Raw genomic sequence first — 25571 nt, forward strand, 5'->3', positions numbered from 1 at the left:
CAACGGCGGGCGCCCCGCGGGAATTCCCCGGGCGGGGGTCACCTAGGCTCGTGCGGTGGCCCATCTACTGGGAGCCGAAGCGCTCCACCTCGAGTTCCCGACGCGCGTGATCTTCGACGACGTGACCATCGGGGTGAACGAGGGCGACCGCATCGGCATCGTCGGACGCAACGGCGACGGCAAGTCGACCCTCCTCTCCCTCCTCGCCGGGCGCCTCGAGCCCGACAGCGGCCGCGTCACGCGCCGCCGCGGGATCACCATCGGCGTGCTCGACCAGAGCGACACCCTGCCCGACGGCCAGACCGCCGGCGAGGCCATCGTCGGCGGCATCGACGAGCACGAGTGGGCGGGCAACCCGCTCGTCCGCGACGTGATCGACGGCCTCGCCTCCGATGTGCCGTGGGATGCCGACGTCGCGAACCTCTCGGGCGGCCAGCGCCGCCGGGTCGCGCTCGCGAAGCTCCTCATCGGCGACCACGACATCCTCTTCCTCGACGAGCCCACCAACCACCTCGACGTCGAGGGCATCGCCTGGCTCGCCGGCCACCTCCGTCGCCGTTGGGCGCCGAACTCCGGCGGTCTCATCGTCGTGACCCACGACAGGTGGTTCCTCGACGAGGTCGCGAACGCCACGTGGGAGGTCCACGACCGCCTCATCGAGCCGTTCGAGGGCGGGTACGCGGCGTACATCCTGCAGCGCGTCGAGCGCGACCGCAGCGCCGCCGTCTCCGAGGCGAAGCGCCAGAACCTCATGAAGAAGGAGCTCGCGTGGCTGCGCCGTGGGGCGCCCGCGCGCACGGCCAAGCCGAAGTTCCGGATCGAGGCGGCCAACGCCCTCATCGCCGACGAGCCGCCCGCGCGCGACACGGTCTCGCTCGCGTCCATGGCGATGCAGCGGCTCGGCAAGGACGTCGTCGACCTGCTCGACGTGTCCGTCAGCTACGGCGAGAAGCAGATCCTGAAGGACGTCGAGTGGCGCATCGCGCCCGGCGAGCGCACCGGCATCCTCGGCGTCAACGGCGCGGGCAAGTCCACGCTCCTCTCGCTCGTCGCGGGATCCCTGCAGCCCACCACCGGCAGGGTCAAGCGCGGCAAGACCATCAAGGTCGCCGTGCTCACGCAGCAGCTCGACGAGCTGAAGGACGTGCTCGAGGACCGCGTGTCGACCGTCATCGGCCGCCAACGCACCACCTACGTCGCCGGCGGCAAGGAGATGACGCCCGGCCAGCTGCTCGAGCGCCTCGGCTTCACCAGCGCGCAGCTGTCCACGCCCGTGAAGGACCTCTCGGGCGGCCAGAAGCGGCGCCTCCAGCTGCTCCTCATCGTGCTCGACGAGCCGAACGTGCTGATCCTCGACGAGCCCACCAACGACCTCGACACCGACATGCTCGCCGCCATGGAGGACCTGCTCGACTCGTTCCCCGGGACGCTGCTCGTCGTGAGCCACGACCGGTACCTCATCGAGCGCGTCACCGACCAGCAGTACGCGGTGATGAACGGGAACCTGCGCCACCTCCCCGGCGGCGTGGAGCAGTACCTGACGCTCCGGTCGCAGCCCGGCAACGCCGAGAAGGCGACCGTCGCCCGGCCCGACGAGGTCGGCGGCCAGGCCACCGCGACGCTCGGCGGATCCGGCGGCTCGCAGCTGCAGGGCGCCGAGCTGCGGAACGCGCAGAAGGAGCTCGCCAGCATCACGCGGAAGCTCGAGAAGGCGGACACGCGCCGACGCCAGGCGCTCGACGCGATGGCCGAGCACGACCCGAACGACTACGACGGGCTGGGGAAGCTCAACGAGGGCGTGCGCGCCATCGAGGCCGACGTCGAGGCGCTCGAGAGCCGCTGGATGGAGCTGAGCGAGCTGCTCGAGGGCTGATCCGACGCGGGGTCAGTAGGCGAGCAGGACGTCCGGCGAGCTCAGCGTCAGCGTCCCGTCGGGGGACCAGACGACGCTGAGCCCGCCTCCGGCCATCCGCACGCTGCCGTCGAAGGCGCGCGCCGGGACGTCCGCGATCCAGGTGACCTCGAGGCCCGAGACGGCGAGCTGGGCGGGCGGGGCGCACGACGCGACGCCGGAGCCGGGGCTGTCCCCCTCCGCGGGGGAGGATCCCGTCCGCGGGTACACGAGCAGGCACGCGTCGCCGGAGATCGTGCGCGCCACGTAGAGCCCGACGCTCGTCTGCACGCCGCGGATGGAGGTGAGGTCGATGTCGCCGCCCGGCGAGCGCGGGGGAGCGTCGGCCTCCGCCTGCGGCGCGGCGAGGATGCCGTCTACCGCCACGGGCGCCGAGGTGCGGCTGATGTCGGTGCCGAGCAGCGAGCGGACGCCCGCGGGATCCGGCGCCGGCGCGGCCTCGTCGGTCGCCCTGGCGGACGGGGTCGGCGTCGCGTCGGCGGACGGTGCCGCGGAACCGACGCCGGCGGCGATGCCCGCGCCCGCGAGCAGCCCGACGACGAGGGCGGCGCCGACCCAGGCGAGCGGGCGGCGGCCGGAGTGGGCGGGATGATCGGCGGGGTCGGCTCCGTCGCTCTCCGCAGGACCGTCCGCGGCGCGGGATCCGGGCGAGGACGCGCGCTCCCGGCGGGTCAGCTCGGCCGCCGCGCGGATCCACCGCTCGTCGGTCTCGTCGGCGCCCTGCGCGTAGACCAGCTGCCGGAGCGCGTCGAGCGGGAGCGCGGTGAGGTCGTCGCCGGATCCCGGCGTGCGTGCGTCCATGGTGGTGTCCCCTTCGCCGCGTCGACCCTCCCACACCGCCCGCGCGGTCCGGCGCGGCCGTTCAGTACGCGAGGATGCGGTCCGGCGTGGTGAGCGTGATGAGGTCGTCGCCCGACCAGGTCGCCGTCACGTCGCCCGTGATCATGCCCGTCGAGCCGTCGCGGTTGCGCGACGGGAACCCGGTCGTCCACGCGATCCGGAGGCCGTCGGACGCGACGCGGTCGGGCGACGCGCACGTGACGATGCCCGCGCCGCCGCTCGGGAAGACCAGGAGGCACAGGTCGCCGGAGACGGAGAGCCCGGCGTAGAGGCCGACGCTCGTCTGCACCGCGCGGATCGAGGTGGCGTCGACGTCCGCGCGCACGGCCTTGGGCGGGCGGTCGCCGTCCTCCTGCGGGCCGTCGAAGATCGCGCCGACCGGGCGGCTGCGCTGGTCGGACGTGGAGTCGGGGCCGAGGAGCGCGGGGCCGTCGGCGCTCGCGGCCGGGGCGGGCGAGGATCCGGCTGCGGCCGGGGGCGCGTCGGCGCCGGGGCGCGGCGTGCCGTCGGCGGAGGTCGTGGCGGGGGATCCGCCGCCGAGGGACGCGCCGACCGCGCCTCCCGCGGCCAGACCGATCGCGAGCGCGGCGGCGGCGACCCCGAGGAGGACGCGACGGGATCCGCGGGGCGGGGCGGCGGAGCCGTCGGCGTCGCCCGGGGCGGCGGGACCCTCGTCGTCCGTCGCCTCGGCCCCCGCATCCGTCCGGTCGTCGTCGTCGGATTCCCGGGCGCCGGATCCCCGGGCGCCGTCGTCCGCGGCGGGCCGGGACGCGCGCTCGCGGCGGGCGAGCTCGGCGGCCGCGCGGATCCACCGCTCGTCGCCGCCGTCGGCCCCCTGCGCGTAGACGCGGCGCCGCAGATCCTCGACGGGGATCGCGGAGTCGTCGTCGTCGTCCTCGTGCATGGGCACCTCCGTGGCCGACCCTGCCACATCGCACGGCCGGTGCGGGGTGTCCCCGTGTTACGGCCCGGTTCGACACGCCCCCGCCCGGCCGCCTACCGTCGAGGTGCTGCAGGGACGCGGCCATCGGCCGTCGTCGGCGTCCCGCACCGCACGCGGGGACGTCGTCCCGTGCTCGCCTCCCGGCAGGCATCCCGTCCGGACTCCGTCGCGCGTCCGCCCGACCGCGTCGGCGTGCGCGCCCGCGCGTCACCCGCCGGAGGCCCGCATCCCGCATCCGCTCCACCGCACACGTACCGGCACCCGCACCACCACCGGACAGCACCGGCACCCGCACCACCGAGAGGACCCCCATGACCACCCAGGCACCCCTGATCGACGCCCCGAAGCGGAGGAACCGACTCGGCCTCATCATCGTCGCGGTCGTCGTCGTCCTCGCAGTCGTCGCGGCCGTCCTCTTCGCCGTCGGCGCGTTCTCGGGCGGCGGCAAGGCCGTCAAGATCGGCGTCGTCGGCGCGAGCGACCCGCAGTGGCCCCTCTTCGTCGAGGCGGCGAAGGAGCAGGGCATCGACGTGGAGATCGTCGACTTCACCGAGTACCCGCAGGTGAACCCCGCCCTGTCCGAGGGCGAGATCGACCTCGACCAGTTCCAGCACCTCGTCTACCTCGCGCAGTACAACGAGGGCGCGGGCGAGGACCTCGCGCCCATCGGCGCCACGGCGATCTACCCGCTCGGGCTGTACTCGTCGAAGCACGCCTCGGTCGCCGACATCCCGCAGGGCGGCACCGTGATCCTGCCCAACGACGAGTCGAACCTCGCCCGCGGCCTCCTCCTGCTCCAGCGCGAGGGCCTCCTGACGCTGAAGGGCGGCGGATCCAGCGTCTCCACGCTCGACGACATCGACCAGGCCGCCTCGAAGGTCAGCGTCACCACGGTGGACGCCGCGCTCACCGCCACGTCGCTGCCGGACGCCGACGCCGTCATCATCAACAACGACTTCGTGACCGACGCAGGCCTCACCGCCGACGACGCGATCGCGCAGGACGACCCCAGCGACCCGAAGGCGCTCGCCTACGTCAACGTCTTCGCGGCCCGCGCCGACGACGCCCAGAACGAGACCTACCTGAAGCTCGCGCAGATCTTCCGCGACACCCCCGCCGTCGTGGACGCGGTCGTCGAGAACTCGGGCGGCACCGCCATCCCGCTGCAGACGCCGGCCGACGAGCTGCAGAGCCTCCTCACCACCACCGAGAAGGCCGTCGCCGAGAAGAAGGCGGCTCGATGACGGACGCCCCGCACGTCTCCCTCCGCGGCGTCGGCAAGCAGTACCCGCCGCGCGCGAAGGGCGAGCCGGCCCTCGAGGCGCTCGCCGACGTCGACCTCGACATCCGCCGCGGCGAGGTCTTCGGGATCATCGGCTACTCGGGCGCCGGCAAGAGCACGCTGGTGCGGCTCGTGAACGCGCTCGAGCGGCCGACCGCCGGCACCGTCTCGGTCGACGGCCGGGAGATCCAGGGCCTCCCGGAGCGGGAGCTGCGGAAGCTGCGCCTCGGCATCGGTATGGTGTTCCAGCAGTTCAACCTCTTCACGTCGAAGACCGTGTGGGGCAACGTCGCGTACCCGCTCACGGTCGCCGGCATGCCGAAGGACCAGCAGCAGCGGCGGATCAGCGACCTCCTGCACTTCGTCGGCCTCGCCGACAAGGCGCACGCCCGCACCGACGAGCTGTCCGGCGGGCAGAAGCAGCGCGTCGGCATCGCCCGGGCGCTCGCGACGAGCCCCGCGATCCTCCTGGCCGACGAGGCCACGAGCGCGCTGGATCCCGAGACCACGAGCGAGGTCCTCGCGCTGCTGCGCCGGGTCAACGAGGAGCTCGGTGTCACCATCGTCGTCATCACGCACGAGATGGAGGTCATCAAGTCCATCGCCGACCGCGTGGCCGTCATGGACTCGGGCCGCGTCATCGAGCAGGGCGCGGTCTTCGACGTGTTCTCGCAGCCCACGAGCGACGCGGCGCGCCGCTTCGTGTCGACCGTGGTCGCGGGCGTGCCCGAGGCCGAGGAGGTCCAGCGCCTCCGCCGGCGGCACCCCGGGCGCCTCGTCACGCTGTCCTTCGCGGACGGCGGCGCCACGCAGACCGAGGTGTTCCGTGCGCTCGCGGATGCGGGCATCGCGTTCGAGGTCGTGCACGGCGGGATCACCGACATCCAGGGCCGCACGTTCGGCAACCTGACCCTCGCGCTCGGGGGCGACCCCGCGCGCATCGACGAGGTGCTCGCGGCCGACCGCGCCGGCGTCACCGTGACGGAGGTGGCCTGAGATGGACGCGCTCACCCCGCTCCTGCCGCTCCTCGGCCGGTCGACGGTCGAGACGCTCGTGATGGTGCTGCTCACGCTGCTGTTCGGCGGGCTCGGCGGCCTGATCATGGGCCTCGGGCTCTACCTCACGCGCGCCAGCAGCCTGCTGCCGAACCGGGCCGTGTTCGCGGTCCTCAACGTGGTCGTCAACACCTTCCGGCCGATCCCGTTCGTGATCTTCCTGGTCGCGGCCCAGCCCCTCGCGCGCCTGGTCACGGGCAACGGCATCGGGCAGCCGGCGATCATCTTCACGCTGTCGCTGGGGGCGTCCTTCGCGATCAGCCGCATCGTCGAGCAGAACCTGCTCACGGTGCAGCCGGGCGTGATCGAGGCGGCGAGGTCCGTGGGCGCGAGCCCGGTGCGGATCATCTTCACGCTGCTGATCCCGGAGGCGCTCGGCCCGCTCATCCTCGGCTACACGTTCATCTTCGTCGGCATCGTCGACATGACGGCCGTCGCAGGGGCGATCGGCGCGGGCGGCCTCGGCAACTTCGCGATCGTCTACGGCTACCGGCAGTTCGAGCCGGTCGTCACGTGGTCGGCCGTGCTCATCATCATCGTGCTCGTGCAGGTGGTGCAGTTCGTCGGCAACCGGATGGCCCGGGCGGCGCTCCGGCGCTGACGCCGCCACCTCGGCACGACCTCGCGGCCGTCGCGCTCCTACCGGAGCGAGGCGGCCGCGGCGCGCACGTGGCGGGTGAGGTCGGCGAGCACGGGGGAGTCGACGCTCCAGCGCTGCCAGTGCAGGGCCACGTCCACGTGGGATCCGGCGTCGAGCGGCACGAGCGCGCCCGACGCCACGAGCTCCTCGCTCTGCAGGTCGGGCAGCATGCCCCAGCCCATGCCGAGCGTGACCGCCGTGACGAACTCCGCCGACGACGGCACGTAGTGCCGCGGCTGGCCGGCGGGCGCGCGGCGGCCGCGGAGCCAGCGGTCCTGCATGGCGTCCTTCCGGTCGAACATCACGAGCGGCGCGGCGGCCAGCGCGCTCGGCGTGGGGCCGTCGGGCAGGTGCGCGGCGACGTAGGCGGGCGTCGCGAGCGCGCGGTACCGCATCCGCCCGAGGCGCTCCGACGTGCAGCCCTGGACCGGGTCCTTCACGCTCGTGACGGCGGCCATCGCGGATCCGTCGCGCAGCAGGTCGAGGGAGTGGTGCTCGTCCTCGCGCAGCACCTCGATCGCCTGCCCGGTCTCGGCCGCGAGCCCCGCGAACGCGGGCAGCAGCCACGACGCGAGCGAGTCGCCGTTGGCGACGACGGGCACCGCGGCCGTCCCCCCGCGGGGCGCGTCGCCCTCGCCCACGCCGAGCAGCCCGTCGAGGTCGCGCTCGAGCAGGAGCACCTGGCGCGCGTGCCGCAGCACGGCGTCGCCCGCCTCGGTCGTGGTCGCGGGGCGCGTGCGGCGCAGGAGCACGCGGCCGGCGCTCCGCTCGAGCGCGGTGATCCGCTGGCTCACCGCGGAGGGCGTCAGCCGCAGCGCCCGGGCGGCCGCGTCGAGCGTGCCCGTGTCGATCACGGCGGCCAGGGTGCGCAGGTGCTCGGTGCGGATGTCCATCATCAGCGATGCTAATGGTGCCGCAGGAACATGAGCTGGTCTGATGCGCGCCCGGTGCCTAGCGTGGGACCCATGCACCCGCTCGCGCACGCGCTCTCCGGCTTCGGCCTCGGCTTCTCGCTCATCGCCGCGATCGGCGCGCAGAACGCGTTCCTCCTCCGGCAGGGCACGCGGCGCGAGCACGTGCTCGTCGTGGTACTCATCTGCGCGGTGTCCGACGTGATCCTCATCGGCCTCGGCGTCGCGGGCGTCGGCGCGCTGATCCAGGCGGCGCCCGTCGCGATCGTCGTCATCCGGATCCTCGGCGCCTGCTTCCTCGCGGGCTACGCCGCGCTCTCGCTGCTCCGGGCCGTCGCGCCGCAGGGCCTCGCGGTCGCCGCGTCGGCACCCCGCGCGCTCGGCGCGGTCGTGGCCGCGTGCCTCGCCCTCACCTGGCTGAACCCGCACGTCTACCTCGACACCGTCCTCCTCGTCGGATCCGTCGCGGCCGGCCACGGCGACGGCCGCTGGGCCTTCGGGGTCGGCGCCATGGTCGCGAGCTGCGTCTGGTTCACGCTCCTCGCGACCGCCGCCCGGGTCTTCGCGCCGGTGCTCGCCCGGCCGGCCGCCTGGCGCGTGCTCGACACCGTGATCGCCGGCGTGATGCTCGTGCTCGCCGTGCAGATCCTGCTGCCGCTCGTGCCGGCAGAGCTGGGGAATGGGATGCGGATCCTCGTCGCCACCATCGTGTGCGCCCTGCTCGCGGGTGCCGTGGCCGCGTGGTCGGTCGCGCGTCGGCGACGCGCGGCGACGGTACGCGCCACGGACGCCACGAAGGCCGACGCGCCCACCGCCCCCGCTCCGACCGGGCTCGGAACACCGGAGGCGCCCGCGCTGTTGGGATGAGCATGACCGTCCCGCTCTCCATCCTCGACCTCGCCCCCATCGCCCCCGGGGAGACCGCCCGCGACAGCTTCGCCGCCTCCGTCGCCCTCGCCCAGCAGGCCGAGCGCAGCGGCTACCGCCGCGTCTGGTACGCCGAGCACCACAACATGGCCACGATCGCGTCCAGCGCGACGAGCGTCCTCATCGCCCACGTCGCGAGCCAGACGTCCACCATCCGGCTCGGCTCCGGCGGCGTCATGCTGCCGAACCACTCGCCGCTCACCATCGCGGAGCAGTTCGGCACGCTCGAGACGCTGCACCCGGGCCGCATCGACCTCGGCCTCGGCCGCGCCCCCGGCAGCGACCAGGCCACCTTCCGGGCGCTCCGCCGCGATCCCGGATCCTCCGACCGCTTCCCCGAGGACGTCGTCGAGCTGCAGGCGTTCCTCGCCGGCGAGAGCCAGGTGCCCGGCGTGTCCGCGACCCCCGGCGCCGGCACGCGCGTGCCCCTCTACATCCTCGGATCCTCGACCTTCGGCGCCCAGCTCGCCGCCGCCCTCGGCCTGCCGTTCGCGTTCGCCTCGCACTTCGCGCCCGACATGCTGCTCGACGCCATCACCATCTACCGCCGCGACTTCCGCCCGTCGGAGCAGCTCGACGCGCCCTACGCGATCGCCGGCATCAACGCCATCGCGGCCGACGACCGGGCCGACGCCGAGCGCCAGTTCGCCGACGTCCGCCGGGCCCGCCTCATGATGCTGCTGCGCCAGAGCGGCCAGATCCCGGCCACGCAGACGTTCACCGACGACGAGCTCGACCGCCTCCTCGAGGCACCTGTCGGCGCGCACGTCGCCAGCATGATGACCTACACGGCAGTCGGCACGGGCGCCGAGGTCTCCGACTACGCGAACCGGTTCGCGGAGCAGGCGGGGGTCGACGAGGTCATCGTCGGCCACGCGTCGCAGCGGACGCCCGAGCGCCTCCGCTCGGTCGAGCTGATGGCGGATGCGCACGCGCTCGTCCCCGTCGCCGCGTAGCCGGCCGGTGGCCGACGACGCCGTTCCCGCTCCGGCGGACCCGCGCGCGGGCCTCGCCGCGCTGCGGGCCGACACGCTCGCCCTCATCCGCGGCCTCGACCGCGACGTGGCGGCGATCGTCGAGGCCCGGCAGGACGCGAACTCGGACGACGAGCACGACCCCGAGGGCGCGACCCTCGCGTTCGAGCGCTCGCAGTCCGACGCGATGATCCGCGAGGCCCGCGTGCGCCTCGCCGACGTCGACGCCGCGGTCGCGCGCCTCGACGCGGGCGCATACGGGCGCTGCGAGGTGTGCGGCGAGGCGATCCCGGCGGGCCGGCTCGAGATCCGCCCGGCCGCGCGCCGCTGCGTCGCGCACGCCTGAGCGGGGCCGTCGGGACCGACGACCGGGTCGTGCCGGTCAGGCCCCGTCGTCGTCGAGGTCGAGGATCAGCTGCCGCAGCAGCCCCGCGAGCACGTCGCGGTCGGCGCCCGGCATCGTGTCGAGGAGCTCCGCCTCCTCGGCGACGAGCCGCGTGATCGCGGTGTCGACGCGCGTGCGCCCGGCGTCCGACATGACCACGAGGATCCCGCGCCCGTCGTGCGGATCCGTGCGCCGCTCCACGAGCCCGCGCGCCACGAGCCGGTCGATGCGGTTCGTCATCGTCCCCGAGGAGACGAGCGTCTGCTGCAGCAGGGCCTTGGGGCTGAGCTGGTAGGGATCGCCCGCCCGCCGCAGCGCCGACAGCACGTCGAACTCCCACGACTCCAGCTCCGACTCCTGGAACGCCGAGCGCCTGGCCCGCTCCAGCAGCCGCGCCAGGCGGCCGACGCGCGACAGCACCTCGAGCGGGGAGAAGTCGAGGTCGGGCCGCTCGCGCCGCCACGCGTCGACGATGCGGTCGACCTCGTCGCGGCTGGGCATCCCCCCATCATGCCGGTCCGGGGGCGTCCGCCCGATCGCTAGCGTGAGGGGCATGGCCGACCTCCCCTCCATCCGCTCCGTCATGCCGTGGTGGTACGTGGGCGCCCTGGCCGTGTCCTTCGTCGTCGCGCTCCTCCTCGCCCCGGTCGCGAACCTCGTCCTGACGGCGCCGCTGTGGACGGGGGCCGTCGGGATCGCGGTCTCCGGTGCGCTGTTCCTCCTGCTGCGGATCCGCGGCGTCCTCCGCCGACGCCGCGCGCGGGACGCCTGAGCGCCCGCCGCGTCCCGGTCTCCGCCGCCGGGCACCTCTGGCAGACTCGTCCTGCGCACGGCCGGACCGTGAGCGGTCCGCCTTGGTGTAACGGCAGCACTTCAGCCTTTGGAGCTGTGAGGTCCAGGTTCGAATCCTGGGGGCGGAGCCACGTCCGCCGGCCGCGCCGGACAGACGCACGAGGATCAGGGAGATCGCCATGACCGACTCAGACACCACGCCGACGACCCGCGAGATCCCCATCGTGACGGGCGAGCTCGACGTCGACGGCGAGCCGCGCAGCCCCTCCATCGCGGTCGTGATCCTCGCCGCCGGCCAGGGCACCCGCATGCGCTCGCGCCTCCCCAAGGTCCTGCACCCGCTCGCCGGCCTGCCGCTCGTCGGCCACGTGCTCGCCACCGCGGAGGAGCTCGGCGCGCGCCACATCGTCACGGTCGTCCGGCACGACCGCGACCAGGTCGTCGAGGTCGTGCGCGCGCTGTCACCGCAGGCCCTCGTGGTCGACCAGGACGAGATCCCCGGCACCGGCCGCGCGGTCGAGGTGGGCATCACGGCCCTGCCCGACGGCTTCACCGGCCAGGTCGTCGTGCTCTCGGGCGACGTGCCCCTGCTCGACGCCGCCACCCTCCGCTCGCTCGTCTCCGCGCACCGCCAGGCGCGCAACGACCTGACCCTCCTCACCGCCCGCCTCGATGACCCGACCGGCAACGGCCGCATCATCCGCGGCCAGGACGGCGCGTTCGAGGCCATCGTCGAGCAGAAGGACGCGACCGGCGACCAGCTCCGCATCGACGAGGTCAACGCGGGCGTCTACGTCTTCGACGCCGAGGCGCTCCGGCAGACCCTCGGCGCGATCGGCACCGACAACGCGCAGCGCGAAAAGTACCTCACCGACGCGGCCGACGTGATCCGCCGCGCGGGCGGCGCCATCGAGGCCCTCCCTGTGCGCGACAGCTGGCTCGTCGCCGGCATCAACGACCGCGTCCAGCTCACGGCCGCGGCCACGGAGCTGAACGCGCGCATCATCCGCCGCTGGCAGCTCGCGGGCGTGACGATCCAGGATCCGCGCACCACCTGGATCGACGTGAAGGCCACGCTCGCCGCCGACGTCACCGTCCTCCCGGGCACCCAGGTCCTCGGCGCCTCCACGGTCGCCGCGGGCGCAACGGTCGGCCCGGACACGACCCTCCGCGACACCGAGGTCGGCGAGGACGCCGTGGTCCGCCGCACCGACGCAGAGCTGGCCGTCATCGGCGCCCGCGCGACGGTCGGCCCGTTCTCCTTCCTGCGGCCCGGCACGCGCCTCGGCGACGACGGCAAGATCGGCGCCTACGTCGAGACGAAGAACGCGGAGATCGGCGAGCACAGCAAGGTCCCGCACCTCAGCTACGTCGGCGACGCGACGATCGGCGCGCACACCAACATCGGCGCGGGAGCGGTCTTCGCGAACTACGACGGGCACACGAAGCACCGCACCGAGGTGGGCGACCACGTGCATCTCGGCTCGCGGAACGTCCTCGTCGCACCGGTTAGGATCGGTACCGGCTCCTACACGGGTGCCGGTGCCGTCATCCGCAAGGACGTCCCGCCCGGCGCACTCGGCATCTCGGTGGCGCCGCAACGCAACATGGTCGGCTGGACCGAGGCGAAGCGACCGGGCACCCCCGAGGCCCGGGCCGCCGTCGAGGCCGCCGAAGGGCACCAGGACGTTCCGTCCGGGACCGAGCACACCGAGCAGCACTGACGAGACGGAGTCCCGTGTCCGCAATCAAGACCGCCGGAGAGAAGCGTCTCGTGATCGTCACGGGTCGCGCGCACCCCGAGCTCGCCGAGCAGATCGCCCAGGAGCTCGAGACCACCCTCGTGCACACGGACGCGCGGACCTTCGCCAACGGCGAGCTCTACATCCGGTACGACGAGAGCGTCCGCGGCAGCGACGCGTTCGTCATCCAGTCGCACACGGCGCCCATCAACGAGTGGCTCATGGAGCAGCTCATCATGGTCGACGCGATGAAGCGGGCCTCGGCCAAGCGGATCACCGTGGTCGCCCCGTTCTACCCCTACGCCCGGCAGGACAAGAAGGGCCGCGGCCGCGAGCCGATCTCCGCCCGCCTCGTCGCCGACCTCTTCAAGGCCGCCGGCGCCGACCGCATCATGTCGGTCGACCTGCACGCCGCGCAGATCCAGGGCTTCTTCGACGGCCCCGTCGACCACCTCTTCGCGATGCCCGTGCTCCTCGAGCACATGCGCTCGGTGCTCGACTCCAAGACCCTCACGGTCGTCTCGCCCGACATGGGACGCGTGCGCGTCGCCGACATCTGGAGCGACAAGCTCGGCGCCCCGCTCGCCATCATCCACAAGCGCCGCGACCCGAAGGTGCACAACCAGGTCACCGTGCACGAGATCGTCGGCGACGTCGCCGGCCGCGTGTGCCTGCTCGTGGACGACCTCATCGACACCGGCCGCACCATCGTCTCCGCCGCCGAGGCGCTGAAGAAGAACGGCGCCACGGGCGTCGTCGTCGCGGCCACGCACGCGGTCTTCTCGGACCCGGCGACGCAGATCCTGGACAGCCCGCACATCGACTCGGTCGTGGTCACGGACTCGCTCCCGATCCCCGAGGAGAAGCGCTGGGACAAGCTCACGGTGCTGCCCATCGCGCCGCTGCTGGCCCGGGCGATCCACGAGGTGTTCGACGACGGATCCGTCACGAGCATGTTCGACGGCGCGGCCTAGGCCGCCACGCTCGCGGCGGCTCCCGGGATCAGTCCCGGGAGTTCCGCTCGACGACCTCGCGCGCGACGCGCCCCGAGGGGATGAGCCCGAGCGACGTGATGTGCTCGTCGCCGCCGAAGGCGTACTTCGTGTAGCACTCGTAGCCCACGACGCCGGGCCCGAACAGCTGGAACCGCACCTCGTAGGAGGGGGAGTCGGGCCGCTCGTACGCCACGAAGTCGGCGCACGCCATGTCGGCCGTGCTCGCGCCGACGCGCACCACCGTCACGACGCCGGGGAGCAGCAGGCTCACGATCCCGACCACGACGACCACCCGCATCACGAGCAGCGTGCGCTTGCTGCGCAGGCTCCGCGGGCGGTGCGGCTCGTAGCCCGCGAGCTCCCGGTGCTCGTCCTCGTCCATCCGCCCCAGTGTGGCAGACGCCCCGCCGCCCGGGATGGGCGGCGGGGCGTCGGCGACGGGGTCGTGCGGCTAGTGCGTGTCCTCCGCCTCGACCTCGGAGCGGTCGCCGGACCACAGCGTGTGGAAGGTGCCCTCCTTGTCGGTGCGGTGGTACGTGTGCGCGCCGAAGAAGTCGCGCTGACCCTGCACGAGGGCGGCGGGCAGCCGCTCGGAGGCGAGCGAGTCGTAGTAGCTGAGCGCCGACGCGAAGCCGGGCACCGGGATCCCGGACAGCGCGGCGACCGAGACGACCCGGCGCCAGGCCTGCTCGCCGTCGGCGACGGCCTTCGCGAAGTACGGGTCCTCGAGGAGCGTCGCGAGGCCGGAGTCCTTCTCGTACGCCTCGACGATGCGGTTGAGGAACTGGGCGCGGATGATGCATCCGCCGCGCCAGATCTCCGCGACCTTGCCCTTGTCGATGTCCCAGCCGTACTCCTTCGCGCCCGCGATGATCGCGTCGAAGCCCTGCGCGTACGCGACGACCTTGCTCGCGTAGAGCGCGGCGCGCACGTCGTCCTCGAAGGTGTCGCCGCCCGGCTGGATCTCCGGACGGTTCGTGATGGTGGCCTGCACGGCCTTCCGCTGCTCGGGCTTGGAGGACACGGCGCGCGCGAACACGGCCTCCGCGATCCCGCCCACCGGCACGCCGAGGCCCACCGAGTTCTGGACGGTCCAGACGCCCGTGCCCTTGGACCCGGCCTGGTCGACGATCACGTCGACGAGCGGCTTGCCCGTCGCGGCATCCTTCTGGCGGAGCACCTCGGCGGTGATCTCGATGAGGTACGACTCGAGGTCGCCCCCGTTCCACTCCTCGAAGACGTCCGCGATGGCGTCCGGCTCGTGCCCGCCGACGCGGCGCAGCAGGTCGAACGACTCCGCGATGAGCTGCATGTCGGCGTACTCGATGCCGTTGTGGATCATCTTCACGAAGTGGCCGGCGCCGTCGGTGCCGATGTGGGTCACGCAGGGCTTGCCCTCCGCGACCGCGGCGATCGACTCGAGGATGGGGCCGAGCGTCTCGTACGCCTCCGCGGTGCCGCCGGGCATGATGCTCGGGCCCTTGAGCGCGCCCTCCTCGCCGCCGGAGATGCCGGCGCCGACGAAGTGGAGGCCCTTCGCGCGGACCTCCTTCTCGCGGCGGATCGTGTCGGTGAACAGCGCGTTGCCGCCGTCGACGATGATGTCGCCCTCCTCGAACGCCTCGGTCAGCTGCTCGATGACGGCGTCCGTGCCGCGTCCGGCCTTGACCATGATGATCGCGGTGCGGGGACGCTGCAGCGAGGCGGCGAACTCCTCGATCGTGGTGGCGGCGACGAAGCCCGCCTCGGGGTGCTCCTCGACGAGGTCGGTGGTCTTCTGGGTCGTGCGGTTGTACACCGCGACCGTGTTGCCCTCGCGGCTGGCGAGGTTGCGGGCGAGGTTCGACCCCATCACCGCGAGCCCCACCACCCCGATGTTCGCCGTGGCCTGCTGGTCATCTGACATCTGATGCCTCCTTGTCGACAGTCGTCATCAGGCTACGCCCGGGCTCCCGACCGTCAGCGGGGCGTCGGGGAGCGTCTCGTAGGATGGACGAGCGCACCACGACGGAGCGCCGCACGAGTTCCTCACCGAACCGCAGGGAGTGATCCGCATCGACGCCGTCCGCCCGTTCCCGCCCGTGATCGTGATGGGGGTCTCCGGATCCGGCAAGTCGACGGTGGGCGAGATCCTCGCCCAGGACGCGGGCGTCCCCTTCATCGACGGCGACGACCTCCACCCCGAGGCCAACCGCCGCAAGATGGCCGAGGGCCACGCGCTCGACGACGACGACCGCCGGCCCTGGCTCGAGCGGGTGGGCCGGGAGCTCGCCGGCCGTCCCGAGGGCGGGCCGGTCGTCGCCTGCAGCGCGCTGAAGCGCTCCTACCGCGACGTCCTCCGCGCCGCCGCGCCCGACGCCGTCTTCGTGCACCTGGCCGGCGACCACGAGCTGCTCGCCGAGCGCCTCGGCGGCCGCGAGGGCCACTTCATGCCGTCGAGCCTCCTCGCGTCGCAGCTGCGCACGCTCGAGCCGCTCGGCGACGACGAGCAGGGCATCACCCTCGACATCACCGACGACCCCGTCGCGCTCGCCGACGCGGCCGTGCGCGAGCTGCTCCCGGGCGGGCGCACGGCGTCGCCCGGTCGCCTCGACGACGCGCCGGCCACCTCGACCGAGCCCGCCGCGGCGGTGCCCGACGCGGACGTCCCCGCGGTCGTCCGCGAGGCGCGGTCCGACGCCGACGTGCCCCGCGCGGACCTGCACCGCGCCGACGCGGCACCGTCCGCCGGCGCGGAGGGGGCGCCCGCCGCGGCCATCCACGAGCCCATCCGCGTCGCGATCGTCGGCTGCGGCGTCATCGGCACGCACCACGCGCGCGTCCTCGCCGAGCACCCCGAGTTCCGCGTCGCCGCGCTCGTCGACGTCTCGGCCACCACGGCCGACGAGCTCGCCGACGTGGTGGTCGAGGAGCTGCGCGCCGACCGCCCGCGCGTCTTCGCGCACCGCGGCGACATGATCCGCGCCGACGCTGCCGAGCTCGTCGTCATCTGCACCCCCAGCGGCCTGCACATCGGCCTCGCCGAGGAGGCGCTCGCCGCCGGCCTCCACGTGGTCATCGAGAAGCCGCTCGACGTCGACCTGGCGCGCGGCCGCCGCATCGCGGAGCTCGCGCGCGAGGCCGCCGGGCGCGGGATCCTCGCGACCGTCATCAGCCAGCACCGCTTCAACCCGTCGAGCGTGATCGTCGACCGCGCCGTGCGCTCCGGCCGCCTCGGCCGCCTCACCACCGCGGTCGCCAGCGCGCCGTGGTGGCGCAGCCAGGGCTTCTACGACTCCGGCCATTGGCGCGGCACGTGGGACCTCGACGGCGGCGGCGCCCTGATGAACCAGGGCGTGCACACGCTCGACCTCCTCGTCTCCTACCTCGGCCGTCCGGTCGAGGTCTACGCGCAGACCGCGCTGCTCGCGCACGACGGCATCGAGGTCGAGGACGTCGCGGTCGCCGTGATCCGGTTCGCCTTCGGCGCCCTCGCGACGCTGCAGGCGACCACCGCCGGCTACCCGGGCCTCGACACCCGGGTGCAGGTGCAGGGCACGCGCGGATCCGCCGTCATCGAGGCCGGCTCCCTCACCTACTTCCACGCCGCTCCCGAGTCGGGCGTGCCCGCGCAGGCGGACGTGCGCAACGACGCCGAGCTGGAGATCCACGCGGCCGACCTGCCGCGCTCGCCGCGCCTCGACAACACGTACCTGGAGGGCCACTACCGCCAGTACGACGACATCGCCGACGCCCTGCGCACGGGTCGCCCCGCCGGGGTCACGGTCGATGACGCGTTCCTGTCGCTCGCGACGGTCGTCAGCGTCTACGTGTCGGCGACGCTCGGCGCCCCGGTCGCGTTCGAGGACGTCGTCGACGGCGTCCACGACGGCCTGCGGCTCCGGGTCGGGCAGTCCACGCCGCCCGCGCCGGGATCCCCATCGCCGGCGGCGGCCCCGGACGTGTCGGACGCGTCGACCAGGGACCCGTCCGTCCGGTAGCATCGGGGGTTGAACTTCGGCGAGGGATCGCAGGAGCCGCGCGCGAGCGCGGCGGCGGTCCGTTATCGACGCGGTGGACGGGGCTCGCACCTCATTCCTCACGCGCAAGCGTTCGAGCAGACACAGGCATACGACGCGAGCCCTCACGGGCCGCAATTGGAGCGACACCATGGTTGACAACAACCTCTCCGCGGAGCTGCGCACGCAGTTCGGCAAGGGCGCGGCCCGCAAGATCCGCGCGATCGGCAAGATCCCCGCGGTCATCTACGGCCACGGCACCGACCCGCAGCACGTCACGCTGCCGGGCCACGAGCTCATGCTCATCATCCGCAAGGCCAACCAGATCATCACGCTCGACATCGCGGGCACGCCCCAGCTGGTGCTCGTGAAGGACGTCCAGAAGGACCCCGTGCGCCAGATCATCGAGCACGTCGACCTCATCGTCGTTCGCCGGGGCGAGCGCGTCGAGGTCGAGGTCCCGATCCACGTCGAGGGCGAATCCTACCCCGGCACGATCCACAACCTCGAGAACACCTCCATCACGGTCGACGTCGAGGCCACCCACATCCCGGAGCGCTTCGTCGTCTCCATCGAGGGCTTCGAGGAGGGCACCCAGGTCACCGCCGGCCAGGTCGACCTCCCCGCCGGCGCCAACCTCGTCACCGACCCCGAGACCCTCGTGGTCGCGATCTCCGTGCCCCAGCTCGACCTCACGACCGACGCGGTCGACGAGGACGTCGTGGCCGAGGGCGACGCGGACGTCGCGGTCACCGACGACGGCGCCACCGGCGACCAGTCGGGCGACGACAAGTAGCATCCCCGCGGCCCAGGCCGCACGCACGACCAGCACGACCAGCACCACGGAGCCCGTCGGCCGCCGTCCGGGACACCGGCAGCGGCCGGCGGGCTCCGCGCATCCGCCCCCGGATGCGACGACCAGGAGGAGAGCGCACGTGGACGACCGGACCCTGCTCGTGGTCGGCCTCGGCAACCCCGGCCCGCAGTACGCGGGCACGCGGCACAACGTCGGCCAGATGGCGCTCGACGTGCTCGCCGACCGCATGCGCGCCACCTTCCGCTCGCACCGCGCCAACGCGCAGGTCGCGGAGGGGCGCGCGGTGCCCGGCGGGCCGAAGCTCATCCTCGCGAAGCCGAGCTCGTTCATGAACCTGTCCGGCGGTCCGGTCGCGAACCTCCTCAAGTACTTCTCGCTCGAGCCCGCGCAGCTCGTGGTCGCGCACGACGAGCTCGACATCCCGTTCGACTCCATGAAGCTCAAGCAGGGCGGCGGGCACGGCGGGCACAACGGGATCCGCGACATCATCTCCTCCGTCGGCACGGGCGACTTCACGCGCGTGCGCATCGGCATCGGCCGACCGCCCGGCCGCCAGGACGCGGCCGACTTCGTGCTCAAGCCCTTCTCCTCCACCGAGCGGCAGGTGCTGCCCAACGTGCTGGAGGACGCGGCCGACGCCGTCGAGATGATCGCCGCCGACGGCCTCATCGCCGCGCAGCTGCGCTTCCACACCGCCGCGTCCTGATCCGCGCGGCGGGCCCGACGTGCGGCCCGCGCGTCCGCCCACGGCGGACGACGGCGAGCGCGTCGGTGGCGGCGCGTACGATCATCTGGTGATCCTCCAGGGCTTGATCCCGGCGCTCGCGCGCGCCTCCACGTTCGACGACGCCCTCGCATCGGCCTCCCGCGACGCCGACTTCTCCCTCACCGAGGGGCTCCAGGGGCCGCTGCTCGCGGGGCTCCTGCGCCAGCGCATCCAGCGCGGCATCCCGGGGTGCCTCTTCGTCGTCACCGCCACCGGCCGCGAGTCCGAGGGCATGCGCCGCAGCCTCGACGCGGTGCTCCCGGACGCCGAGATCCTCGAGTTCCCCGCGTGGGAGACGCTCCCGCACGAGCGGCTCAGCCCGAGCGCCGAGATCGTCGGCAAGCGGATCCACGCGCTGCGCCGCATGGAGCAGTGGCACGCCGCGCTCGGTCAGGGCGCCCGCGAGGTGCCGGCCGACGAGGTGCGCCCGCTCGTCGTCGTCGCGTCGGTGCGCGCGGCCCTCCAGCCCGTCGCCGACAACCTCACCGAGCTCGCGCCCGTGCAGCTCGCCACCGGCAGCCGCGGCCACGACCTCTCCGAGCTCGCCGTCCGGCTCGTCGACCTCGCGTACTCGCGCGTCGACATGGTCACGCGCCGCGGCGAGTTCGCCGTGCGCGGCGGCATCCTCGACGTGTTCCCGCCCGTCTCCGACCACCCCGTGCGCGTGGAGTTCTTCGGCGACGAGGTCGACCAGATGCGGCCGTTCGCGGTCGCCGACCAGCGCTCGCTCGAGGAGGAGATCACCTCGGTGGAGCTGCCGCCGAGCCGCGAGCTGCTGCTGAGCGCGCCCGTGCGCCAGCGCGCCCGCGAGATGCAGCACGAGTTCCCGAACCTGCAGCAGATGCTCGCGAAGATCGCCGAGGGCATCCCGGTGGAGGGCATGGAGTCGCTGGCCCCCGCGCTCGTCGACCGGCTCGTGCCCGTCACGCACTACCTGCCGGTGGACGCGGCCATCGCCGTGGTCTCGCCCGAGCGCGTGTCCACCCGCGCGCAGAGCCTCGCTGACACGAACCGCGAGTTCCTCGACGCCGCGTGGAACGCCGCCACCGCGGGCGCGCAGGCGCCCATCGACCTCGCGTCCGGCGACTTCCTCTCCCTCGGACGCCTGCGCGACGCCCGCGGGCCGCGCCGCTGGTGGACCCTCTCCGGCTTCCAGGCCACCGACGTGCTCCCGGAGGACCTCGGGATCGACGAGGTCATGACCGTGCGCATCCAGGCGGATCCCGTACCGAGCTTCGCGGGCAACGCCGACGGCGCCATCGAGCACGTGCGCGAGCGCCTCTCTGCCGGCTGGAGCGTGGGCGTCGTCGCCCAGGGATCCGGCCTCGTCGAGCGCGCCGACACCGTGCTCCGCGAGGCGGGCGTCCCGGCTCGCGTGGTCGAGGAGTTCCCCACCGAGCCCGAGCCCGGCATCGCCTACCTGCTCCGCTCCGCCATCGACGCGGGCTTCGAGATGCCCGAGGTGAAGCTCGCGCTCCTCACCGAGAGCGAGTTCTACGGGCGCGCGGCCGGCTACGACAGCCGCCAGGTCAAGAAGCTCGCGACCCGGCGCAAGAACGTGGTGGATCCGCTGCAGCTCAAGCCCGGCGACCACGTCGTGCACACCACGCACGGCATCGGCAGGTTCGTGGAGCTGACGCAGCGCGAGGTCTCGTCGGGCGGCCGCAACGCGGTGAAGACCCGGCGCGAGTACCTCGTCATCGAGTACGCGCCCTCGAAGCGCGGCTACCCGGGCGACAAGCTCTTCGTGCCCACCGACCAGCTCGACCTCCTCAGCCGGTACGTCGGCGGGGAGGAGCCCGCCCTGAGCAAGATGGGCGGCAGCGACTGGGCCGCCGCGAAGGGCAAGGCGCGCCGGGCCGTCCGCGACATCGCGGTCGAGCTCGTGAAGCTCTACTCCGCGCGCATGGCGTCGCGCGGCCACTCGTTCCCGCCGGACACCCCGTGGCAGCGCGAGCTCGAGGAGGCGTTCCCCTTCATGGAGACGCCCGACCAGCTCACCGTCATCGACGAGGTCAAGCGCGACATGGAGAGCCCCATCCCCATGGACCGCCTCGTCTCGGGCGACGTCGGCTTCGGCAAGACGGAGATCGCCGTGCGCGCCGCATTCAAGGCCGTGCAGGACGGCAAGCAGGTCGTGATGCTCGTGCCCACGACGCTGCTCGTGAAGCAGCACTTCGAGACCTTCTCCGAGCGCTTCGCCGGGTTCCCCGTGCACCTGCGCCAGCTCAGCCGCTTCCAGACCGACAAGGAGTCGCGCGAGACCGTCAAGGGGCTCGAGGACGGCTCGGTCGACGTGGTCATCGGCACCCACCGCCTGCTCACGGGGAACATCGCGTTCAAGGACGTGGGCCTCGTCATCATCGACGAGGAGCAGCGGTTCGGCGTGGAGCACAAGGACGCGCTGAAGAAGCTGAAGGCCAACGTCGACATCCTCGCGATGTCGGCCACGCCGATCCCGCGCACGCTCGAGATGGCGGTCACGGGCATCCGCGAGATGTCGACGCTCGCGACGCCGCCGGAGGACCGGCACCCGATCCTCACCTTCGTGGGCCCGAACAGCGAGAAGCAGACCGCGGCCGCCATCCGCCGCGAGCTGCTGCGCGAGGGGCAGGTGTTCTTCGTGCACAACCGCGTGTCGAGCATCAACCGGGTCGCGTCGGAGCTGGCCGAGCTGGTGCCCGAGGCGCGCGTCGCCGTGGCCCACGGCAAGATGAGCGAGTCGATGCTCGAGCAGGTCATCGTCGACTTCTGGGAGCGGAAGTTCGACGTGCTCGTGTCGACCACCATCATCGAGACCGGCCTCGACATCGCCAACGCGAACACGCTCATCATCGACCGGGCCGACAAGTACGGCCTCAGCCAGCTGCACCAGCTGCGCGGCCGCGTCGGCCGCGGGCGGGAGCGCGCGTACGCGTACTTCCTCTACGACGCCGACAAGCCGCTGTCCGAGACGGCGCACGACCGGCTGTCCACCATCGCGGCGAACAACGAGCTGGGATCCGGCATGCAGGTCGCGCTCAAGGACCTCGAGATCCGCGGTGCGGGCAACCTGCTGGGCGGCGAGCAGTCCGGCCACATCCAGGGCGTGGGGTTCGACCTCTACCTCCGCATGATCGGCGAGGCCGTCTCCACGTTCCGCGGCGACGTCGCCGAGGGCCAGACCGAGCTGCGGCTCGAGCTGCCGGTGGATGCGCACATCCCCGAGGAGTACGTGGACAGCGAGCGGCTGCGCCTCGAGGCGTACCAGAAGCTCTCCACCGCGGCGTCGCCCACGGCCACCGACGACCAGATCGACCGGGTCATCGAGGAGCTGGCGGACCGCTACGGCGAGCCGCCCGTGGAGGTCGACAACCTCGTGCGCGTCTCGCGTCTGCGCCGCGTGGCGCAGCGGGCCGGCCTCAGCGAGGTCGTCGCGATGGGGCCGAACCTGCGCATCGCTCCGGCCGACCTCGCGGACAGCAAGCAGGTTCGCCTGCAGCGCATGTACCCGGGCAGCCGCCTCTTCGCGCAGACCAACGCCGTCACCGTGCCGCTGCCCAAGCGCGACGGCGAGCCGCTGCCCGACGCCGAGCTGGTCGACTGGGTGCGGCAGCTGCTCGACGCCGTCTTCGTGGTGGAGCCGGCGCCGACGGCGAAGGAGTCGGCGCCGAAGTCCTGACCCCGGTGGCGGGCCGGTCGGCGCCTAGGCGCGGGCCGGTCCGCCGTCGGCGTGCGCCGGGAAGTCGTCGCGCGTCGCGTCGTCGTCATCTGCGGTGCCGTCACGGCGAGCGCGGCGGCTGCGGATCGAGAGCGTGACGGCCGCGGCGACGATCGCGACGCCGGATCCCAGCAGCACCGCGAGGGTGCCCTCGTCGCGCACGTCGTCGAGGCCGGCGAACGCGAGCTCGCTCATCAGCAGCGACACGGTGAAGCCGATGCCGCCGAGGAGCGACACGGTCACGAGGTCGGGCACGGCGAGGCCGCCCGCGGATCCGCGGCGGCGCGCGACCCACGCGCCGAGCAGCCCGCCCGCCGTGATCCCCACGAGCTTGCCCAGCGGCAGCGCGAGCGCGATGCCCCAGAATGCCGGCGCGAGCTCCGCGAGGCCGATCGCGGGGATCGCGACGAGCGCCGCGGAGAACGCGAACAGCGGCAGGACGATGCCGTTCGAGACGGGCTCGAGCGCGTGCGCCGCGCGCAGGCCGGAGAGGCGGGGGAGCGCGAAGCCGAGCGCGACGCCCGCGATGGTCGCGTGGATCCCGGAGGAGAGCGTCGCCCACCACGTGACGAGCGCGATGAGCACCAGCAGCGCGACCACGGCGATCCGCACGGCACCCGTCCGCCCGACGCCCAGGCGCCCGACCACCGCGAACAGGACGACGCCCACGACGGCGAGCCCGAGCGCGCCCGCGTCGAGGTCGGTCGTGAAGAAGACCGCGATGATCCCGATGGCGATGAGGTCGTCGAGCACGGCCAGCGCGAGGAGAAACACGCGCACGGCGGCGGGCAGCCCGCGGCCGAACACCGCGAGGACGCCCAGCGCGAAGGCGATGTCGGTCGCGGTCGGCACGGGCCAGCCGCGCTCGAGGCCGCTGCCCGCCGTGATCGCGAGGTAGACGCCCGCGGGCACGACGACGCCGCCGACCGCCGCGATGGCGGGCACGAGGGCGCGCGAGACGCTGTTCAGCCCGCCGGCGAGGAACTCGTGCTTGAGCTCGACCGCGACGATGAAGAAGAAGATGACGAGCAGGCCGTCGCTGACCCAGTGCCGGAGCGACAGGTCGACGCCGATCGCGGGCAGGGCGAGGTGCCCGTCGGCCCACGCGAGGAGGCCGGGCCCGGCCGGCGTGTTCGCGACGACGAGCCCGACGACGGCCGCGAGGAGGAGGAGTCCGGCGGCGACGCGCTCGGAACGGATGAGGGAGGTCATGGTGGCCTTCCGGGGTCGATGGAGGGGGAGACGGTCACCCGCCGCCGACCAGACTTCCCGGCACACCGACCCTCAGCCTACCGGCGGCCCGGTGCGAGGATGGCGGGATGAGCGAGCCCGCGTCCCCGTCCGCATCCGCCGCCGCGTCGGGATCCGAGGCCGCGTCCGTCGCCGTCGCCGAGCTGGCCGCCGCGATGGCCGTCCTCCGGGCCCCGGACGGCTGCGTCTGGAACCGGGGGATGACGCACCGGACGCTCGTCCCGTACCTCCTCGAGGAGAGCCACGAGCTCGTCGAGGCCATCGAGACCGACGACGTGCCCGGCATGCGCGAGGAGCTCGCCGACGTGCTCCTCCAGGTCGTCTTCCACGCCGACATCGCGCGCACGGAGGGGGAGGGCTTCGACCTCGCCGACGTCGCCCGCACGGCCACCGAGAAGATGGTGCGCCGCCACCCGCACGTCTTCGGCGACGAGCGCGCCGACACCGTCGAGGAGGTGCTGCGCGTCTGGGGCGCCGCCAAGGACCGGGAGAAGTCGGCGCGCACGAGCGTGGTCGACGGGATCCCGATGGGCATGCCGTCCCTCGCGCTCGCCGACAAGCTGCTCGGCCGGGCGGAGCGCGTCGGCCTGCTCGAGGCGGACGCGCCGGCCGCGATCCCCGTCGACGACGAGGACGACCTCGGCCGGCTGCTGCTCGCGGTGGTGGTCTCCGCGAGATCGCGCGGGCTCGACGCCGAGCGCGCGCTGCGGACGACGCTGCGGTCGCTGACCGCGGAGATCCCGGCGGCGGAGATCCCGGCGGCGGAGCAGGCCGACGACGGCGGGACCGGCGACGGGATCGACGCCGGCGACGCGTCCCCCGGCGCGGGCCGGTCCGCCTGAGGCGAGCTCCGGCCCGCGGGGGCGTCGCCCGGGATTTACCCGATCCCGGGGCGCCACGTCCGTCGCCTCCACCCGAAGGAGACGGCGGACAGACCTGGGCGATCACACGGTAACGGCCTTCGCCGCCTGTCCATCACGGTTATTATGGTGAGGCGTGGCAGCCCCGGATCCGCATCGCCGTCAGGACCTGCTGGCCCACATCCTCGACCACCTCCGCGCGCACCCGCTCCAGTCGGTGACCTTCCGCGGCCTCGCCGACGCGCTCGGCGAGAGCACCTTCGTGCTCGTCTACCACTTCGGGTCCAAGGAGCGGCTGCTCGAGGCGGCGATGGACGCCATCGACCAGCGGCAGGCGGAGATGGCGGCGGGAGATCCGAACGCGATCCCCGCGACGGAGCTCCGCGCGTGGGCGACGCAGGCGTGGCGGTGGCGCCTCACGGACGTCAACCGCGACTTCCAGCGGCTCGAGTTCGAGGCCGCGCTCCTGCGCACCCGGGACGGCGTCGTGCGCCCGCACGCCATCGCGAGCGTCGCGGCGTGGCGGCGGTTCGGGCTGGAGTGGATGGTCGCGCACGGCGTCCCCGAGGACGTCGCGATCGACACCGCCGACCTCCTGCAGGCGGGCTCCTACGGCCTGCAGTTCGACTTCGTCATCTCCGGCGACCGCGTGCGGGCCATGCGCGGCTTCGAGGCGCTCGTCGACGCGTTCGTCCCGCGGATCCGACCCTGGCTCGACCTGCCGGACCGCCCGCGCGCGCCCGGCTCGCCCGACCGGCACCGCGCCGACTGACAGAATCG

23 protein-coding genes and 1 tRNA gene are annotated in these 25571 nt (G+C 73.4%); 17 read left to right on the forward strand and 7 right to left on the reverse strand.

The genetic code is table 11. The annotated features are described in order from the left end of the window. The first annotated feature begins 55 nt into the window (after positions 1 to 55). The gene (locus B5P21_RS05550; RefSeq protein WP_094170885.1) at positions 56 to 1873 is read left to right on the forward strand and encodes an ABC-F family ATP-binding cassette domain-containing protein; all 1818 of its coding nucleotides are present in this window, start codon (positions 56 to 58) and stop codon (positions 1871 to 1873) included. Between the two features lie 12 nt (positions 1874 to 1885). On the opposite strand, the gene B5P21_RS05555 is transcribed toward B5P21_RS05550, so the two are convergent. Continuing rightward, positions 1886 to 2713, reverse strand: a complete 828-nt coding sequence (locus tag B5P21_RS05555) for a hypothetical protein (protein ID WP_045528856.1) — start codon at positions 2711 to 2713, stop codon at positions 1886 to 1888. A 61-nt stretch (positions 2714 to 2774) separates the two neighbouring features. Further along, on the reverse strand, positions 2775 to 3656 hold the full coding sequence (locus B5P21_RS05560; RefSeq protein ID WP_045528855.1) for a hypothetical protein: 882 nt from the start codon (positions 3654 to 3656) through the stop codon (positions 2775 to 2777). 350 nt (positions 3657 to 4006) lie between these two features. Here B5P21_RS05560 and B5P21_RS05565 point away from each other — a divergent pair, with 350 nt between their 5' ends. From B5P21_RS05565 to B5P21_RS05575, 3 genes are read left to right on the forward strand one after another with little or no spacing between them, the layout of a single operon-like run. After that, positions 4007 to 4939 (forward strand): MetQ/NlpA family ABC transporter substrate-binding protein, encoded by a 933-nt coding sequence (locus B5P21_RS05565; protein WP_045528854.1) that lies wholly within the window; start codon positions 4007 to 4009, stop codon positions 4937 to 4939. Next, entirely contained in the window at positions 4936 to 5973 is a 1038-nt protein-coding gene (locus B5P21_RS05570; protein WP_045528852.1) for a methionine ABC transporter ATP-binding protein, read from the forward strand. Before B5P21_RS05565 ends, B5P21_RS05570 begins: the two co-directional genes overlap by 4 nt. Position 5974: 1 nt before the next feature. Next, positions 5975 to 6634, forward strand: a complete 660-nt coding sequence (locus tag B5P21_RS05575; protein ID WP_045528850.1) for a methionine ABC transporter permease — start codon at positions 5975 to 5977, stop codon at positions 6632 to 6634. Between the two features lie 38 nt (positions 6635 to 6672). Here the strand turns inward: B5P21_RS05575 and B5P21_RS05580 are convergent, their stop codons facing one another. After that, positions 6673 to 7569 (reverse strand): LysR family transcriptional regulator ArgP, encoded by an 897-nt coding sequence (locus B5P21_RS05580; protein ID WP_080939322.1) that lies wholly within the window; start codon positions 7567 to 7569, stop codon positions 6673 to 6675. Between the two features lie 69 nt (positions 7570 to 7638). On the opposite strand from B5P21_RS05580, the gene B5P21_RS05585 reads away from it, so the two are divergent. Genes B5P21_RS05585 through B5P21_RS05595 form a run of 3 tightly spaced genes read left to right on the forward strand, consistent with a single transcriptional unit; the run spans position 7639 to position 9831 of the window. Then, positions 7639 to 8451 (forward strand): LysE/ArgO family amino acid transporter, encoded by an 813-nt coding sequence (locus tag B5P21_RS05585; RefSeq protein WP_045530424.1) that lies wholly within the window; start codon positions 7639 to 7641, stop codon positions 8449 to 8451. Positions 8452 to 8453: 2 nt separating this feature from the next. After that, entirely contained in the window at positions 8454 to 9467 is a 1014-nt protein-coding gene (locus B5P21_RS05590) for an LLM class flavin-dependent oxidoreductase (RefSeq protein ID WP_045528848.1), read from the forward strand. 7 nt (positions 9468 to 9474) lie between these two features. Beyond that, complete coding sequence (locus B5P21_RS05595) at positions 9475 to 9831, forward strand: TraR/DksA family transcriptional regulator (protein WP_045530422.1); 357 nt, start codon at positions 9475 to 9477, stop codon at positions 9829 to 9831. 36 nt (positions 9832 to 9867) lie between these two features. Here the strand turns inward: B5P21_RS05595 and B5P21_RS05600 are convergent, their stop codons facing one another. Then, positions 9868 to 10371, reverse strand: a complete 504-nt coding sequence (locus B5P21_RS05600) for a MarR family winged helix-turn-helix transcriptional regulator (RefSeq protein WP_045528846.1) — start codon at positions 10369 to 10371, stop codon at positions 9868 to 9870. A 52-nt stretch (positions 10372 to 10423) separates the two neighbouring features. On the opposite strand from B5P21_RS05600, the gene B5P21_RS05605 reads away from it, so the two are divergent. The 4 genes from B5P21_RS05605 to B5P21_RS05620 all read left to right on the forward strand — a co-directional run bounded on the left by B5P21_RS05605 (position 10424) and on the right by B5P21_RS05620 (position 13378). Next, complete coding sequence (locus B5P21_RS05605; RefSeq protein ID WP_045528844.1) at positions 10424 to 10642, forward strand: hypothetical protein; 219 nt, start codon at positions 10424 to 10426, stop codon at positions 10640 to 10642. 76 nt (positions 10643 to 10718) lie between these two features. After that, positions 10719 to 10793, forward strand: a tRNA-Gln gene (locus B5P21_RS05610). Between the two features lie 48 nt (positions 10794 to 10841). Then, complete coding sequence (gene glmU, locus B5P21_RS05615) at positions 10842 to 12386, forward strand: bifunctional UDP-N-acetylglucosamine diphosphorylase/glucosamine-1-phosphate N-acetyltransferase GlmU (protein ID WP_045528842.1); 1545 nt, start codon at positions 10842 to 10844, stop codon at positions 12384 to 12386. A 14-nt stretch (positions 12387 to 12400) separates the two neighbouring features. Continuing rightward, positions 12401 to 13378, forward strand: a complete 978-nt coding sequence (locus B5P21_RS05620) for a ribose-phosphate diphosphokinase (RefSeq protein ID WP_045528840.1) — start codon at positions 12401 to 12403, stop codon at positions 13376 to 13378. 28 nt (positions 13379 to 13406) lie between these two features. Here the strand turns inward: B5P21_RS05620 and B5P21_RS05625 are convergent, their stop codons facing one another. Continuing rightward, positions 13407 to 13781 (reverse strand): hypothetical protein, encoded by a 375-nt coding sequence (locus tag B5P21_RS05625; protein WP_045528838.1) that lies wholly within the window; start codon positions 13779 to 13781, stop codon positions 13407 to 13409. A gap of 69 nt (positions 13782 to 13850) precedes the next feature. Further along, positions 13851 to 15305 carry an NADP-dependent phosphogluconate dehydrogenase gene (gene gndA / locus B5P21_RS05630; RefSeq protein WP_094170886.1) on the reverse strand — a complete coding sequence of 485 codons (1455 nt, stop codon included), beginning with the start codon at positions 15303 to 15305 and terminating at the stop codon, positions 13851 to 13853. Positions 15306 to 15444: 139 nt separating this feature from the next. Here gndA and B5P21_RS17605 point away from each other — a divergent pair, with 139 nt between their 5' ends. From B5P21_RS17605 to mfd, 4 genes are all read left to right on the forward strand, one after another. After that, the gene (locus tag B5P21_RS17605) at positions 15445 to 17379 is read left to right on the forward strand and encodes a gluconokinase, GntK/IdnK-type (protein ID WP_094170887.1); all 1935 of its coding nucleotides are present in this window, start codon (positions 15445 to 15447) and stop codon (positions 17377 to 17379) included. A gap of 169 nt (positions 17380 to 17548) precedes the next feature. Next, positions 17549 to 18193 (forward strand): 50S ribosomal protein L25/general stress protein Ctc, encoded by a 645-nt coding sequence (locus B5P21_RS05640; RefSeq protein WP_045528836.1) that lies wholly within the window; start codon positions 17549 to 17551, stop codon positions 18191 to 18193. A gap of 139 nt (positions 18194 to 18332) precedes the next feature. Beyond that, positions 18333 to 18920: an aminoacyl-tRNA hydrolase gene (pth, locus tag B5P21_RS05645; protein ID WP_045528834.1), complete on the forward strand. Its 588-nt coding sequence runs from the start codon at positions 18333 to 18335 to the stop codon at positions 18918 to 18920. An 88-nt stretch (positions 18921 to 19008) separates the two neighbouring features. After that, positions 19009 to 22641, forward strand: coding sequence for a transcription-repair coupling factor (mfd, locus tag B5P21_RS05650; RefSeq protein WP_045528832.1), 3633 nt, complete (start codon positions 19009 to 19011; stop codon positions 22639 to 22641). A gap of 24 nt (positions 22642 to 22665) precedes the next feature. Here mfd and B5P21_RS05655 read toward each other — a convergent pair whose 3' ends face one another. Continuing rightward, on the reverse strand, positions 22666 to 23892 hold the full coding sequence (locus B5P21_RS05655; RefSeq protein WP_045528830.1) for a Na+/H+ antiporter NhaA: 1227 nt from the start codon (positions 23890 to 23892) through the stop codon (positions 22666 to 22668). A gap of 107 nt (positions 23893 to 23999) precedes the next feature. Here B5P21_RS05655 and B5P21_RS05660 point away from each other — a divergent pair, with 107 nt between their 5' ends. Together B5P21_RS05660 and B5P21_RS05665 are read left to right on the forward strand one after the other, a co-directional pair. Next, a complete protein-coding gene (locus tag B5P21_RS05660; protein WP_094170888.1) occupies positions 24000 to 24773 on the forward strand; it encodes a nucleoside triphosphate pyrophosphohydrolase in 774 nt (257 codons plus the stop codon). 154 nt (positions 24774 to 24927) lie between these two features. Continuing rightward, entirely contained in the window at positions 24928 to 25563 is a 636-nt protein-coding gene (locus tag B5P21_RS05665; protein ID WP_045528828.1) for a TetR/AcrR family transcriptional regulator, read from the forward strand. Positions 25564 to 25571: the final 8 nt, after the last annotated feature.

The sequence above is a fragment of the Clavibacter michiganensis subsp. insidiosus genome, assembly GCF_002240565.1.
In the GTDB taxonomy this organism is placed as follows: Bacteria; Actinomycetota; Actinomycetes; order Actinomycetales; family Microbacteriaceae; genus Clavibacter; species Clavibacter insidiosus.

Excerpts from the sequence above, each read along its gene's own strand:
- B5P21_RS05555 (WP_045528856.1), bottom strand. The coding sequence starts at position 2,713 with ATGGACGCACGCACGCCGGGATCCGGCGACGACCTCACCGCGCTCCCG.
- B5P21_RS05560 (WP_045528855.1), bottom strand. The coding sequence starts at position 3,656 with ATGCACGAGGACGACGACGACGACTCCGCGATCCCCGTCGAGGATCTG.
- B5P21_RS05565 (WP_045528854.1), top strand. The coding sequence starts at position 4,007 with ATGACCACCCAGGCACCCCTGATCGACGCCCCGAAGCGGAGGAACCGA.
- B5P21_RS05570 (WP_045528852.1), top strand. The coding sequence starts at position 4,936 with ATGACGGACGCCCCGCACGTCTCCCTCCGCGGCGTCGGCAAGCAGTAC.
- B5P21_RS05575 (WP_045528850.1), top strand. The coding sequence starts at position 5,975 with ATGGACGCGCTCACCCCGCTCCTGCCGCTCCTCGGCCGGTCGACGGTC.
- B5P21_RS05580 (WP_080939322.1), bottom strand. The coding sequence starts at position 7,569 with ATGATGGACATCCGCACCGAGCACCTGCGCACCCTGGCCGCCGTGATC.
- B5P21_RS05585 (WP_045530424.1), top strand. The coding sequence starts at position 7,639 with ATGCACCCGCTCGCGCACGCGCTCTCCGGCTTCGGCCTCGGCTTCTCG.
- B5P21_RS05590 (WP_045528848.1), top strand. The coding sequence starts at position 8,454 with ATGACCGTCCCGCTCTCCATCCTCGACCTCGCCCCCATCGCCCCCGGG.
- B5P21_RS05600 (WP_045528846.1), bottom strand. The coding sequence starts at position 10,371 with ATGCCCAGCCGCGACGAGGTCGACCGCATCGTCGACGCGTGGCGGCGC.
- B5P21_RS05605 (WP_045528844.1), top strand. The coding sequence starts at position 10,424 with ATGGCCGACCTCCCCTCCATCCGCTCCGTCATGCCGTGGTGGTACGTG.
- glmU (WP_045528842.1), top strand. The coding sequence starts at position 10,842 with ATGACCGACTCAGACACCACGCCGACGACCCGCGAGATCCCCATCGTG.
- B5P21_RS05625 (WP_045528838.1), bottom strand. The coding sequence starts at position 13,781 with ATGGACGAGGACGAGCACCGGGAGCTCGCGGGCTACGAGCCGCACCGC.
- gndA (WP_094170886.1), bottom strand. The coding sequence starts at position 15,305 with ATGTCAGATGACCAGCAGGCCACGGCGAACATCGGGGTGGTGGGGCTC.
- B5P21_RS05640 (WP_045528836.1), top strand. The coding sequence starts at position 17,549 with ATGGTTGACAACAACCTCTCCGCGGAGCTGCGCACGCAGTTCGGCAAG.
- B5P21_RS05655 (WP_045528830.1), bottom strand. The coding sequence starts at position 23,892 with ATGACCTCCCTCATCCGTTCCGAGCGCGTCGCCGCCGGACTCCTCCTC.
- B5P21_RS05660 (WP_094170888.1), top strand. The coding sequence starts at position 24,000 with ATGAGCGAGCCCGCGTCCCCGTCCGCATCCGCCGCCGCGTCGGGATCC.